This window comes from Haloarcula sp. CBA1129, assembly GCF_008729015.1.
Taxonomy (GTDB): Archaea; Halobacteriota; Halobacteria; order Halobacteriales; family Haloarculaceae; genus Haloarcula.
In genome coordinates this window covers 1334737-1347511 of record NZ_RKSM01000001.1, presented here as the reverse complement: position 1 = coordinate 1347511, position 12775 = coordinate 1334737, and the positions used below count along the sequence as shown (strand labels likewise).

Genomic DNA, 12775 nt, shown 5'->3' with positions numbered 1-12775 from the left:
TCATCTCGTATCACGCCGCAGTCCCGTGGTTCCTGCCGAAAATCGCCGAAAGATTTATATACTTTACGGACTAACTATAGGGTAAGACAGTTTCCCCAAAACGTCTTAATATTTCTGCACCCGGCAGAACAGGACTTCAAATCATGAGTGAATCAACAACGCGGACAAGCACACGAAAACGAGACGAGCAACTGACTGAATCGACAGAGCAGGAGGCTGTAGAGAACTGCCCCGAATGTAGCGGGAGCGTCGTTACGGACACCGAACACGGTGAAACAGTCTGTGAGGACTGTGGACTGGTCGTCGAAGAAGACGAGATCGACCACGGGCCGGAATGGCGTGCGTTTAATTCCGCAGAGAAGGACCGCAAGTCCCGCGTCGGCGCACCGACGACGAACATGATGCACGACAAAGGGCTCTCGACTAACATCGGCTGGCAGAACAAGGACGCCTATGGGCGCTCCCTCTCCAGCGAGCAGCGCCAGAAGATGCAGCGACTCCGCACGTGGAACGAGCGGTTCCGGACCCGTGACTCCAAAGAGCGAAATCTCAAACAAGCGCTGGGCGAAATCGACCGCATGGCGTCCGCGCTGGGACTCCCCCAGAACGTCCGCGAGACGTCCAGCGTCATCTACCGCCGCGCGCTCGGTGATGACCTCCTTCCCGGCCGCTCGATCGAGGGCGTCGCGACCGCCGCGCTGTACGCGGCCGCTCGAATGGCTGGGAATCCCCGGTCACTGGACGAGATGGCCCGTGTCTCCCGCGTCGAGAAGATGGAGCTCACACGGACCTACCGGTACATCGTCCGGGAACTCAGCCTCGAGGTCCAGCCGGCGGACCCGGAACACTACCTCCCGCGGTTCATCTCGGACCTCGGACTTAGCGAGGAGACCCAGCGACAGGCCCGGGACCTCGTCGAAGGTGCCCGCCAGTCGGGGATGCTTTCCGGGAAATCCCCGGTCGGTATCGCCGCCGCGGCCGTCTACGCCGCCGCATTGCTGACCAACGAGAAAGTCACACAGAGTCAGGTCAGCGACGTCGCTGATATCTCCGAAGTGACCATCCGAAACCGGTACAAGGAACTCCTTGAAGCCGAGGACCTTCCGGCCTGATGTCCGGGTGAAGGCAGACTACTGGGGAGACGCCAAGGCTTTTTATGATTGGATATGTGTGTGAGTAACATACATGGAGGAAGCGTACGTGCGATTGCTCTGTCCTGAGTGTAAGAAAGACTGGGAGTCGACGCCGACGGACCTGCCGCGACACGACACCACGTTTCACTGTCCGAACTGTCACGCGAGCCATCGGCTCGCCGTTTTCACCCGCACGGAAAACGACTTGCAGACGCTGAAAGGGCTACAGTAACTACTCGCTCGTCGCCGAGCGTGCGCCACACGCCTCACAGCGGAGCAACAGCGCCCCCTGCTCCCGTTCTAGTTGCGTGTCCGGCAGCCCACACTCAGAGCAGAGCACGAACTCGTCGACGTACTCGTCGACGGATGCCCCGATGCGGTCGGCGTCGAACTCGCCAGTCAGTCGCGCCCGCCCGCTTTCGTCGATGTGCCCACTCGTTCCGAGGTCGTTCTGGAGGAACTTCATTACATGCTCGTCCTCGCGTCCGAGTCGGGAACACGTCGACTGGAAGTTCTCGTAGACAGTGACGTTGCCTTCCTGCCGGACGTCCGGATCGGGGACCTCAAACCGCTCGCTCGTGCCGTCGATCTCTGGCGTCTCTTCCATCGCCCGGTCAAGCATGTCGTCGTATTCCATACTCGTACGTCACAGAGCAGTCAACAAAAACTTTTCAGCCGGTGGTCGTCCGCTATCGCCAGGCCGTAAGTGTACAGGTCTCGTCCGCTACCATCGAAATCCAAGTGTCATCGTGGGCAATATCGGCGATGACGAACCGCCGCTGGCCGTCGACATCGTCGACAGCACACATCACATCAGACGCAGTTCCCGACCGACGGGTGGGACGTTCAACCTCGTAAGACACGATTGTTCATCTAGGATGTGCGGTAATGAATGTGTCGTACTCGTTTCGTCTTTTGATACTCTGGGCTTCGACTGTTTACGCAACAAAACGACTCGTGTCTCGGTATTGCCTTTGTGAGTATCAAGGTCGATTCAACAATTGTCGACGCCAGCGGCCGGAGACCGTCGCCCCGAACCGCCGCGTAAAGCCTCGGAACTGTCAGGGAGCGAGTCGGTTCTTGCGTCCCTTCATCTCTCGCTCGTAGTACTCGAAGGTCTTGGGGCACCAGTCGGCCGCCAGATCAAGCATCTCCTCGGTCATCTCCCGAATCTCCCACTGTGCGTCCGCTGCGGCTCGCATATCCGCGACGTGCATCAGCATCCGGGCGTTCATCGACATCACGATGTTTACCTTGGTCCCGATTGGCAGCACGAAGCGGGCATCCTCCGGCGGCATTCCGAGGTCGAGCAGGTCCTGATACGATTCGACCGCCTGCTCGATGGTGTCTTTGAATATCTCCGTTCGTTTCTCGAACTCAGCCTCGGAGACGCTCGCTTTCTGCTGGTTCCGGCCGACCCAATCCGGATCTATCGCGGATGGCGGTGTCACGACCAGCTCACCTTCACGGACGGCTTCGGGGTCGACGTCGTCGAAGGAGACGTACCGCATCGACTGCACGTCGAATGAGACGTGTCGGTGACGAGTAATCTGGGCCATACAGGACCGTGAGACACCTTCGACGGCAAACGTCGCCTGCGCGTGTTCGAAGGGGCCGAAGTGGCCGTGGTCGAGCAGATGTCCGATGAGCGTCTCCTTTTTGTCATCAAGAGTATCGCCGTCGACCTCAGCCATCGTCGCCTCGAACGACTGGCTGCCGACGGAGGTGTCGCTGTAGTCGTTGCGTGCTGCCTTGCAGATGAGATCCTCGGGGTCGTCTGTCGCTTCGAGCAGCTTTACGTCCATATCGGGTGGGTGTCCCGGAGCGGCAAAATACTTCCTTCCCGGACCGACACGGGGTTCGGACCGCCTGTGGATGGCGACGTAATCAGATATCCTGCCAATCAGTTGGCTCGCCAGCCAGTCCGAGCACGCGGGCTTCGCGGCCGCCGCCCTCGGCGTCGCGCACGTCGATCATCCCGTCGAAGGCCTGCTTGATGACCTGCAGCGTCTGGTCGTCGTGGGCTCCCGAGTCGATGGTGAACACACCGATGTAGCCCGCGGAGTCCAGCCGCGATGACAGTACGTGACAGAACTTGAACACGGTCTTCTTGTCCGTGTAGGTCAGCATCGTCGACAGCGACACGAGAGCCAGACGGCCCTGTTCGTTGCCGGCGTTGTGCAGCCCCTCCAGCGCCTTCGTGATGCCGATACCGATACCGGTGAGGTCGCCGGGGGAGGAAACGTGATGGACGTGGGCGTTCCCGATTGCGTCCTCGTCCGTGCCACCCTCGCCACGGCAGTCGATGACGCCGAGCTGGGAGTCGTTGAGGTCGGGCACAAGCGACCGGAACTCCTCGACGACGCTGCCCGCGCCGTCACCGGTCGTCACGACCACTGCGCCGTCCCCCTCGCGCAGACCGTCGGCGAGAATATCGTATGCGAGTCGGTCCTTCCCGCTCATTGCTGGGCCGGAGATCAGGATGCTGGACCCTGGCCGGACCTCACTGAGCGCATCGAACTCTAGTACTGAGGTGAGATCATACATTGTTTGTCGCTCAGTTGTCTTCATCGTCGCTCAGTCCGCGAAGCGTTGCGATGAAATCGGAGTCGTCTTCGATGCCACCGAGTGTGTCCGAGAGGTCGTCTCGCATCTCCGCGACTCTCTGGGTCAGTTCGTCGTACTGGTCGCTCTCCGCCAGTTCCGCGCTCGATTTCGTCGCCTCGAGCGTCGCCTGCTTCTCGACGAGTGCGTAGTACTCCTGCAGCAGAGAGTCGTACTCGGAGCGGTCGAGCAGATTGTCGACCGTCTCGTGGAGCTGTTCGCTCCGAATCGGTTTCGAGAGGTACGCGTCGAAGCCCATCTCCAGAATATCGAAATCCGGCTCGACAGCGGTGACCATCGCCACCCGACAGCCAAGATCACGCTCGCGAATGCGTTCGAGTACTTCGTCTCCGGAAAGTCCGGGCATCATCCGGTCGAGCAGCACCACGTCGACAGTCGCGTCCAGTTGCTCTAGGCCCTCGTCGCCGTTCTGTGCCATGCGGACCTCGTACTCCTGTTGCAGCCACAGTTTGTACGTCTCGGCAACATCTGGTTCGTCTTCGACGATAAGTACCACAGGTAGGTCCGAATCTGACATAATGTTCTACTATCCCCCGTTTGCATATCCACGTACATAGCCCTGTGGGTGCGGGCGTGCAGCGCGTTTCGGCCGGTGACAGAACGATACCCACATCCGGGATGACGGCAAATAGACGGGTAATGATTCGAAATCTCGCCCGTGGACAGCAGGCCTTCACGAGCAACGTGTTCCTCGTCACCGGGGACCGAACCGTGCTGGTCGATGTCGGCAACGAGTTCGACGTGGTGTCGGCTGTCGAAGAACACGTCGACGATATCGACGCTGTTGCCGTCACCCACACCCACTACGACCACGTCGAGAACCTCGACAGCGTCGTCGACGCCTTCGATGTTCCGGTGTACGGCTACGACACTGAGCAGGACGGCGTCGAGCACGCTATCGCCGACGACGGGACGATACAGTTGGGCGACCACGACTACCGGGCGCTGCACACACCCGGCCACAAGAACGACCACCTCTGCTTCTACTCGGCAGACGCCGGCGTCCTGTTCGCCGGTGATCTCGTGTTCGCCAATGGCAGCTTCGGCCGGACCGATCTCGAAGAGGGCGACCGCGACCTGCTCGTCGGCAGCATCGAGCGGGTGCTGTCGGTTGTTGCCGAGGACTTACAGGAGATGCACACCGGCCACGGACCGAGTGTCACCGACGCGCCGTATCAGGACATCGAACTGGCGTTGCAGGCCGCGAAGTTCTGAGATCGCGCTGAGCGCACAGTTTCAGTCGAACGCACAGGCAAGCAGTGCGTCGTACGCGTGGCCGTACGCGTCCGCGACAGCCGCCGGGTCGCTGCGCTGGTCGCTGTCGAGTGCCGGTAGCCGCACCGCCCCGACCTGTTCGATGAGGTCGACGACGTTTGGCACCCGTTCCTCCAGTTGGCCGTCGCCGGGGCCGCCAGTAGCGATTTGACAGGCCTTGCTGTACCGGTCGCCGTCGTAGATACGAGCCCGGCCCGGTTCGACGACGGCCACGGCGTCCGGTTCGATGCCCGACAGCGGCCGGGCCACGTCGCCGTACGATTCGACGACCGCCCGGTCTGCCGCTTCGATGTCCGCGGCGACCGAATCCAGTGCTTCGACGTGCATCACCCGCATCAGGTCGTTGAAATCCGCGATTGAGGTAACTCGCGGTGCGTTGGCGAGCGGGAGCCGGTCGGAAACGGACTCCGGCAAGTCGACGGTCCCGTTGACGACGTACTCGATACCGGTTTCGGAGCTCGGACGGCCGACACGGTCGACGACGAACTGCTGGTTTTCCTTGCCGAGCAGGCCCGTCTCGGCCCCCGGCGAGGGATGCCACAGCCGATGGATCGGGTTGATCTCTTCGGGCACTACGTCACCCGGGGATGCGGCGGCGAGGCGCTTGGCGTCCTTGCCGTACAGCCGCCCCTCGCTTGTCGCCCGTTCGAAGTCGTCGTGGTCGAACCAGTAGTTGTTGCCCGCTCTGGGCTTGAACCCCTGTGCGCTGGTCCGGGAAAGCAGGCCGACGCTGAACGTGGTCTTGCCCGCGTCGACCCGGTCACTGCCGGCGACGAGCAGTTTCATGACTCGGCGAGGCCGTACAGTCCGACGACATCGTCGTTCTGCGGGTCGGCAATCACGAGGTCGTCCTGATTGAAGATCATCCACGGAATCGCCCAGTCGATGAACACCGACTCGTTGGCCTCGCTGAGTTCGGCGTCTGCCGGGAGGCCCTGCAGGATGCGAGCCAGTTCCGGGATAGTGTACAGTTTGTCGGGGTCGAGAATGTCTGCGGGTTCGTGGAGCTCGAACGACAGTATCTCGTCGAACTCCTGCTTGTCGACAGGCATACCCGCCGGTATGCCGAGCGAGTGGGTAAATCCCTCGAACTGGGCGGAACCCATTTAGTCGCTGGGACGGATTATACGCTAATGGCCACGCTGTTCGTTGCGTACGCCTTCCTCTTGCTTATCGTGGCCATCGTACTCGGATCGCTGTCGGTGTACGCTTGGGGGCGGCGCGACTACACCGGCGGGACCTCGCTCTCGGTCCTGCTTGCCGGGCTCTCGATATGGGACCTCTGTGTCGCGGCTGGCGTCTTGACACGCGGGACCGATGTGGCTCTCTTCTTCGCATATGGCCTGTACGTCGGTGTGATGCCCACGATAGCCGGTCTATTCGTGTTCTCGCTGGCCTACACCAACCGTGACCGGTATCTCAATCGGTGGACCTACGCACTCCTGAGTGTCGAGCCCATCGTGTTCTTCACCGCGCTGCTTGCCGGCCCCGACGGGCTAATATACACCGTGTCCGGTCCGACGGGAACAGGCATATACGGCTGGGAAATCGTTGGCGGGCCGGTGTTCTGGGGCCATCTCGTGTACTCCTATGCCCTCATCGCCGTTTCGAGTGGACTCATCGTTCACTACGCACTCGACTCCGGGGACCTCTACGGAAAGCAGGTGTATGCCATCTTGTTCTCTATCTTCCTCCCGTGGTTCGGAAGCGTTCTCAGCGTCTTCAGCGACACCGTGCTTGAACTCACGCCGCTGTTGCTGGCAGGGACTGGACTGACTATCTCGTGGGCGTTTTTCAGGGGGCGGCTACTGGACATCTCGCCGGTCGCATACCGAGAAGTCGTCGAGTCACTCAACAGCGCTGTGTTCGTCGTCGACACGAACGATACGATAATCGAGGCAAACGACGCCGGCCGCCAACTACTCGGAGACGAGACTATCGTCGGCAAATCCGTGGGGGACGCGCTCGAAACGTCGCCGGAGCTCCTCGAAAAGTACCGCGGTCTGAACGACCACGCCGAGGAAACACAGGCCATCATCGAGCAAAACAATCGGTTCTTCGACGTGCATCTCTCGCCGCTGTATGACTCCCGCGACGCGCTTGTCGGGCGCGTGTTTCTCATCCACGAGATAACCGAACAGAAAGAGCGCGAGCGGGAATTGGAGCGCCGAAACCAACAGCTCGACCAGTTCGCCGCCGTCCTCTCGCACGACCTCCGGAACCCGCTGAACGTGGCCTCTGGCCGACTGGCGCTGGCCCGGGAGCGCAACGACCCCGAGGAGTTCGACCGCGTCGAAGCGGCACACGACCGGATGAGCAGTCTCATCGACGAGGTGCTCGCCTTCGCCCGGGACGAGAAGACGACCGAAGTGGTCGAGCTACAGCTCTCGGCGCTGGCGAAGGCGGCTTGGGCCCACGTCGACACCGGGCCAGCGACGCTCCAGATTGACGACGACCGCGAGGTGCTGGGCGACCGCGATCAGCTCCTTCAACTGTTCGAGAACGTGTTCCGGAACAGTGTGGAACACGGTTCCACAAGCAGCCGGACGGAGTCCGGCGACAGCGCCGAACACGGCGGCGCATCGGTGACGGTCCGCGTCGACGCGACCACTGACGGGTTCACAATCAGTGACGACGGTCCGGGTGTGCCACCTGAGGATCGAGCGGAGGTGTTCACACACGGTGTTACCAGTTCCGAGTCGGGGACTGGCCTCGGACTGGCCATTGTCCAGCACGTCGTCGAGTCCCACGGCTGGGACGTCGAAATGACGGACAGCCACTCGGGCGGCGCGAAGCTCGTTGTCTCGGGACTCGAAGCGAAGCCGGAGCGGGCGTCCGAGATACCGTCCTGAGCAGTCGATACTCTAAGGCCCGTTCGCCCGTGAGCTACGGTATGACCGATGCCGACCACATCGAAGCGCTGCTCGCCCGGCTGTCCCGTACACAGAAACTGGCTCTCGTTCGCGGCGCAGCCGACCCGGAGGGCACAGCAACGGGGTACCTTTCGGGCGTCGAGGCGGCCGGGATTCCGCCGTTTCGCCTCGTCGACGGGCCGCTAGGAATCCGCGCCGAGGGGCAACGCGCGACTGCATTTCCGGCGTCGATTGCGACCGCCGCGACGTTCGACCCCGACCTCGCCCAGCGACAGGGGGCGGCGATGGGCCGCGAAGCCACGGCGCTCGGTCAGGACGTACTGCTCGCGCCCGGGGCAAACATCATCCGGGTGCCACACTGCGGTCGCAACTTCGAATATCTCTCCGAGGACCCCGTTCACGCCAGTGCTGTCGGGGTCGGCCTTATCGACGGCATCCAGTCCGAAGACATCGTCGCCACGGTGAAACACTTCGTCGCCAACAATCAAGAGACACACCGCACCACCGTCAGCGCCGAGGTCGACGAGCGGCCGCTTCGGGAGCTGTATCTCCCGCCGTTCCGCGCGGCCGTCGACGCCGGCGTCGGGTCGGTGATGACGGCGTACAACCGCGTCAACGGAACCCACATGAGCGACCACGAGCGCCTCGTCGGCGACGTGCTCAAAGGCGAGTGGGGGTTCGACGGCTACGTCGTCTCGGACTGGTACGGACTGGAAAGTACCGTCGGCGCGGCGAACGCGGGGCTGGACTTGGAGATGCCCGGCGTGCCGGCCCCCGGAGCGGCTGAGGCCGACGGCGACGAATCGGCGGCCATCGAGTGGCCCGACGGCATCCCGGACGCGACGCACGCGGGCCTGTTCGGTGACCCGCTCGCGGAGGCCATCGACAGTGGCGCGGTTCCGGCCGACCGGCTGGACGACATGGTCCGGCGGGTTCTCGGACAGATGGACCGGTTCGGGCGGCTGGGCGGCGACGAGGCGACCGCGGAAGGCGGGAGAGAGGACGACAACGCGGGCGAACTCGACAGCCAGCGACACCGGGACATCGCCGCGGACGTGGCGGCTCGCGGAACCGTGCTGCTCGATAACGACGGCGTCCTGCCGCTCGACGACGGGGCGGACGTGGCCGTCATCGGACCGTCCGTCGACGAACCGAAACTGGGCGGTGGCGGCTCCTCCGAGACGACGCCGATTCACTCGGTGACTCCGGTGGATGGGGTCGAATCTCGCGCCGAGGGCGCAGTCACGACGGCGTTCGGCGTCCCACGGATCGAGTCCGTTTCGCTGTTCGACCTCTTGCCGTTCGTCGGCGAGGACGAGGAAGCCGACGAGGCGGCCGAGGAGACCGTCGAACGGGAGCCGTCGCTCGACGATGCAACCGAAGCGGCCGCGTCCGCCGATGTCGCCGTCGTGTTCGTCCGCGACGCGACGACGGAGGCACGGGACCGCGAGTCACTGGCGCTGCCGGGACGGCAAGACGAACTCGTTTCGGCTGTCGCCGCGGCCAACGAGAACACCGTGGTCGTCGTCAGGTCCGGTGGCCCCGTGGAACTTCCGTGGCGGGAGGACGTAGCTGCGGTCCTCGAACAGTGGTATCCGGGCCAAGCCGACGGCGATGCAGCGGCGGCCGTCCTCTACGGCGACCGCGACCCGAGCGGCCGGCTGCCAGTGACGTTCGCGCCGGCGGGCGAGTACCCGACCGCAGGGGCTGAGCGCCGCTACCCCGGTGTCGACGACGAAGCCCACTACGACGAGGGCGTGTTCGTCGGCTACCGGCACTTCGATGACGCCGAGACGGACCCGACCTACCCGTTCGGCCACGGGCACTCGTATGCCTCCTTTGAGTACGGGGAGGCCGAAACTACGGACGAGCAGACTGTCGCCGTCCCTGTCGAGAACGTCGCCGACAGGCCGGGCCGGGAAGTCGTTCAGGCCTACGTCCGACCGCCATCCGTGGACGGCGTTGCCCGCCCGTCGCGTGAGCTCGCTGGGTTTGAAGCCGTGCAACTGGACGCCGGTGAACGGCAGACCGTGGAACTGGCACTCGACGATCTCGCGTTCTCGCGGTACGACCCGGATTCCGGCTGGACGGTCGACACCGGAACGTACACCGTCGAAATCGGCCGGTCATCACGGGATATTCGGACGACCGTTCCAGTCGACCGATAGCGCGTCTGTCCCCCTGTCCCGACTGAAACATCGATTTATCCGCTAAAGCCGGTCTGAACCGCGAAATCCGTGGCCGGGGATTTCAAGCCCCCTGAATACATACAGCCAGCTATGAGTCAGACGCTCGAAACCATGGAGCCGAACCCGGTGTGGGTCGAAGACGCCTACTCCGACACTGTCGACGTTCTCACACGCTATGCCGACGAGTTCGAGTACAAGATCTGGGGCGGCGACTGGTGCAAGGACTGCCGGGCACAGCTTCCCGACTTCGGGGCGGCCCTGAAAGCCGCCGGGGTTCCTGCCGAGCAAATTCACCACTACCCCGTCGAGAAGGAAGACGACGGCTCGAAGACCGGGCCGCAGGTCGAGGCGTACGACATCGAACTGATTCCGACGGTCGTCGTCGAACGCGACGGCGAGGAGATCGCCCGCTTCGTCGAGGAGGAACCGGTTCCTATCGCGGTGTATCTCGCCGACCAGATCGAAGACGCGATGGCGTAACTCTTACTCCGCGCCGTCAGCCTCTGTGCCCCAGTCCAGCGCCGTCCAGAGGTCGTGTTTCGGGGGCGAGCAGGCGAAGTTCCGGCAGGCGTACACCGTCGGCTCGCCGTCGACTTGTTCGCGGCCGGCCCAAATCGGCGGTGACTTCTCCACCTCCAGCGCGTCGAGCCACTGGTCGAACTCGCTGTCGTCGGCCGGCCGGTGGGCCAGCAAACGGCGCGGAATGTAGCGCTCGGCGAGGGTCTCTGTCCACTCGCTCGGATACGCTGACTGGTCGCCAACTAGTGTGAGTTCCAGCGCGCCCTGCTCGTAGGTGTCCGTCGCCAGCGTGAGCGAGGCATGTTGGAGCGGGTTCGAGGAGACCCGGTCGGCGTGGGTCCGGATGACCTGCTCGGCGACCGTCTCGAAGCGGTCGTCGTCGCTGAAATGGGACAGCGACAAGAGGAGGTCGACCGCGACGCCGGTACTGGAGGGGGTCGACTGGTCAGTGAGTTCCTGCGGGCGGGCGACCAGCGACTCGCCGCCGGTCGGCGTGAAAAACAGCGTCCCCTCGTCCTCGTCCCAGAACGCCTCGGTGATTGCGTCCCCGAGGTCCATCGCGAACGACAGCTGTTCCACGTCGCCGGTCGCCTCGAACAGCGTCAGCGCGCCGCGGCCGAGGAACGCGTAGTCCTCCAGATACCCGTCGATGGCCACGTCGCCGTCCTTGTACCGACGGCTGAGCCGGTTCGCGTCGGCGTCCCACAGGTGCTCGCGGACGAACGAGAGGGCGTCGGCGGCAACGTCTGCGTAGGCGTCGTCCAGCACGATAGCGCCCTCGGCCAGCGACCGTATCATCAGGCCGTTCCAGCCGGCCAGCACCTTCTCGTCGCGGGCTGGTCGGGGACGCTCTTTGCGAGCCTCGAACGTCTGGTTCAGAGCGCGCTGGAGGCTCGCCGTGATTTCGTCTTCGCTTCGCTCGTACTCCTCGGTCAACACCGACATCGGTTTTCGGACGGCGAGCACCGTTGCGCCCTCGAAGTTGCCCCGCTCCGTGACGCCGAAGTAGTCACAGAAGATGTCCGCGTCGGTCTCGTCGTCGACGGCATCACGGACCTGTTCGGGCGTCCAGACGTAGAACAATCCTTCTTCTGTCTCGCCCTCGGGGTCGTCGACTGGGGCACTCTCCGCGTCCAGCGTGCTGAAAAAGCCCCCGTCGGGGTGTTGGAGTTCGCGCTGGACGAACTCGAACGTCTCCCGAACGACCGACGCGTAGCGCTCCGACCCGATAGCCTGATAGCCGGCGAGGAAAGCGCGGGGAATCTCTGCGTTGTCGTACAGCATCTTCTCGAAATGAGGGACGGCCCACTGCTGGTCCGTCGCGTAGCGGTGGAAGCCGCCGCCGACGTGGTCGTACAGCCCCCGGTCGGCCATCACGTCCAGCGTCTCCTCGACGACGGTCAGGTAGTCCTCTTGACCACCATCTGCGTGGGCCCGAAGCAATGCGTGCAACCGCCCGTTCTGGGGGAACTTTGGCCCGCCAGAACCCCAGCCACCGTCCTGTCGGTCCGCGCCGCGGTGGGCGATGGTCGCTGCGGTCTGGATGATGTCTTCGGCGGGGTCTTCGGGGTCGGCCGGCGTCGCTTCGAGGTCGCTTTCGATGGCCTCGGTCCACTGCTGGGCACGGTTCGCCATCTCTTCGCGCTGTTCGGGGTCCGACCACGAGCCCGCGAGGCGCTGGAGCAGGTCGCCAAAGCCCGGCTGGCCGCGCTTTTCCTCGGGCGGGAAGTACGTCCCGACGTAGAACGGCTTCCCCTCTGGCGTGAGCCAAGCCGACAGCGGCCAGCCACCGCCGCCGGTCACCTGCTGGCAGATGCTCATGTACACCGAATCGAGGTCCGGGCGCTCCTCGCGGTCGACCTTTATCGGGACGAAGTTCTCGTTGAGTTGCTGGGCGATGGCTTCGTTCTCGAAGCTCTCCTCTTCCATGACGTGACACCAGTGACACGCCGCGTAGCCGATAGAGAGGAAGATGGGCACGTCCCGTTCCTTCGCTGCTTCTAAGGCCGTTTCGTCCCACGGCTGCCAGTTGACGGGATTGTCCGCGTGCTGGCGGAGATACGGGCTCTCTGCCTCGTCGAGTCGGTTTCGGGCCGTCGGGTCCGTCGCGTCGCTCATACCTGCGACTGGGAGCGCCGCGGTGAAAAGGGGCCCGACAGTA

Annotated in this window: 14 protein-coding genes; 6 read left to right on the top strand and 8 right to left on the bottom strand. The window is 63.5% G+C overall.

The features are described 5' to 3' along the window. Positions 1-143: 143 nt before the first annotated feature. Positions 144-1112, top strand: coding sequence for a transcription initiation factor IIB family protein (locus Har1129_RS06665; RefSeq protein ID WP_151099950.1), 969 nt, complete (start codon positions 144-146; stop codon positions 1110-1112). Between the two features lie 73 nt (positions 1113-1185). Continuing rightward, complete coding sequence (locus tag Har1129_RS06660) at positions 1186-1365, top strand: hypothetical protein (RefSeq protein WP_004515550.1); 180 nt, start codon at positions 1186-1188, stop codon at positions 1363-1365. Here the strand turns inward: Har1129_RS06660 and Har1129_RS06655 are convergent, their stop codons facing one another. The 5 genes from Har1129_RS06655 to Har1129_RS06640 all read right to left on the bottom strand — a co-directional run bounded on the left by Har1129_RS06655 (position 1366) and on the right by Har1129_RS06640 (position 4275). Next, the gene (locus tag Har1129_RS06655) at positions 1366-1770 is read right to left on the bottom strand and encodes a translation initiation factor IF-2 subunit beta (protein WP_151099949.1); all 405 of its coding nucleotides are present in this window, start codon (positions 1768-1770) and stop codon (positions 1366-1368) included. Between the two features lie 52 nt (positions 1771-1822). Beyond that, positions 1823-1996, bottom strand: coding sequence for a hypothetical protein (locus Har1129_RS20485; protein ID WP_191906200.1), 174 nt, complete (start codon positions 1994-1996; stop codon positions 1823-1825). A gap of 198 nt (positions 1997-2194) precedes the next feature. Then, the gene (gene thyX / locus Har1129_RS06650; RefSeq protein WP_151099948.1) at positions 2195-2938 is read right to left on the bottom strand and encodes an FAD-dependent thymidylate synthase; all 744 of its coding nucleotides are present in this window, start codon (positions 2936-2938) and stop codon (positions 2195-2197) included. An 82-nt stretch (positions 2939-3020) separates the two neighbouring features. Continuing rightward, the gene (locus Har1129_RS06645) at positions 3021-3680 is read right to left on the bottom strand and encodes an ATPase domain-containing protein (RefSeq protein ID WP_151099947.1); all 660 of its coding nucleotides are present in this window, start codon (positions 3678-3680) and stop codon (positions 3021-3023) included. A 10-nt stretch (positions 3681-3690) separates the two neighbouring features. Further along, a complete protein-coding gene (locus Har1129_RS06640; protein ID WP_151099946.1) occupies positions 3691-4275 on the bottom strand; it encodes a response regulator transcription factor in 585 nt (194 codons plus the stop codon). A gap of 122 nt (positions 4276-4397) precedes the next feature. Here Har1129_RS06640 and Har1129_RS06635 point away from each other — a divergent pair, with 122 nt between their 5' ends. Further along, positions 4398-4973: an MBL fold metallo-hydrolase gene (locus tag Har1129_RS06635; RefSeq protein ID WP_151099945.1), complete on the top strand. Its 576-nt coding sequence runs from the start codon at positions 4398-4400 to the stop codon at positions 4971-4973. Positions 4974-4994: 21 nt separating this feature from the next. On the opposite strand, the gene Har1129_RS06630 is transcribed toward Har1129_RS06635, so the two are convergent. Together Har1129_RS06630 and Har1129_RS06625 are read right to left on the bottom strand one after the other, a co-directional pair. Next, a complete protein-coding gene (locus Har1129_RS06630) occupies positions 4995-5819 on the bottom strand; it encodes an ATPase (protein ID WP_151099944.1) in 825 nt (274 codons plus the stop codon). Then, entirely contained in the window at positions 5816-6085 is a 270-nt protein-coding gene (locus Har1129_RS06625) for a DUF5827 family protein (protein WP_370455395.1), read from the bottom strand. The genes Har1129_RS06630 and Har1129_RS06625 overlap by 4 nt, the downstream gene beginning before the upstream one ends. 81 nt (positions 6086-6166) lie before the next feature. Here Har1129_RS06625 and Har1129_RS06620 point away from each other — a divergent pair, with 81 nt between their 5' ends. From Har1129_RS06620 to Har1129_RS06610, 3 genes are all read left to right on the top strand, one after another. Beyond that, the gene (locus tag Har1129_RS06620) at positions 6167-7885 is read left to right on the top strand and encodes a histidine kinase N-terminal 7TM domain-containing protein (protein WP_151099942.1); all 1719 of its coding nucleotides are present in this window, start codon (positions 6167-6169) and stop codon (positions 7883-7885) included. Positions 7886-7926: 41 nt separating this feature from the next. Then, a complete protein-coding gene (locus Har1129_RS06615; protein WP_151099941.1) occupies positions 7927-10074 on the top strand; it encodes a glycoside hydrolase family 3 protein in 2148 nt (715 codons plus the stop codon). A 111-nt stretch (positions 10075-10185) separates the two neighbouring features. Beyond that, on the top strand, positions 10186-10575 hold the full coding sequence (locus Har1129_RS06610) for a thioredoxin family protein (protein WP_151099940.1): 390 nt from the start codon (positions 10186-10188) through the stop codon (positions 10573-10575). 3 nt (positions 10576-10578) lie between these two features. On the opposite strand, the gene Har1129_RS06605 is transcribed toward Har1129_RS06610, so the two are convergent. After that, complete coding sequence (locus Har1129_RS06605) at positions 10579-12732, bottom strand: thioredoxin domain-containing protein (protein WP_151099939.1); 2154 nt, start codon at positions 12730-12732, stop codon at positions 10579-10581. Positions 12733-12775 lie beyond the last annotated feature (43 nt).

Coding starts and splice junctions, on each gene's coding strand:
- Har1129_RS06665 (WP_151099950.1), top strand. CDS start 144: ATGAGTGAATCAACAACGCGGACAAGCACACGAAAACGAGACGAGCAA.
- Har1129_RS06660 (WP_004515550.1), top strand. CDS start 1,186: ATGGAGGAAGCGTACGTGCGATTGCTCTGTCCTGAGTGTAAGAAAGAC.
- Har1129_RS06655 (WP_151099949.1), bottom strand. CDS start 1,770: ATGGAATACGACGACATGCTTGACCGGGCGATGGAAGAGACGCCAGAG.
- thyX (WP_151099948.1), bottom strand. CDS start 2,938: ATGGACGTAAAGCTGCTCGAAGCGACAGACGACCCCGAGGATCTCATC.
- Har1129_RS06645 (WP_151099947.1), bottom strand. CDS start 3,680: ATGTATGATCTCACCTCAGTACTAGAGTTCGATGCGCTCAGTGAGGTC.
- Har1129_RS06640 (WP_151099946.1), bottom strand. CDS start 4,275: ATGTCAGATTCGGACCTACCTGTGGTACTTATCGTCGAAGACGAACCA.
- Har1129_RS06635 (WP_151099945.1), top strand. CDS start 4,398: ATGATTCGAAATCTCGCCCGTGGACAGCAGGCCTTCACGAGCAACGTG.
- Har1129_RS06630 (WP_151099944.1), bottom strand. CDS start 5,819: ATGAAACTGCTCGTCGCCGGCAGTGACCGGGTCGACGCGGGCAAGACC.
- Har1129_RS06625 (WP_370455395.1), bottom strand. CDS start 6,085: ATGCCTGTCGACAAGCAGGAGTTCGACGAGATACTGTCGTTCGAGCTC.
- Har1129_RS06620 (WP_151099942.1), top strand. CDS start 6,167: ATGGCCACGCTGTTCGTTGCGTACGCCTTCCTCTTGCTTATCGTGGCC.
- Har1129_RS06615 (WP_151099941.1), top strand. CDS start 7,927: ATGACCGATGCCGACCACATCGAAGCGCTGCTCGCCCGGCTGTCCCGT.
- Har1129_RS06610 (WP_151099940.1), top strand. CDS start 10,186: ATGAGTCAGACGCTCGAAACCATGGAGCCGAACCCGGTGTGGGTCGAA.
- Har1129_RS06605 (WP_151099939.1), bottom strand. CDS start 12,732: ATGAGCGACGCGACGGACCCGACGGCCCGAAACCGACTCGACGAGGCA.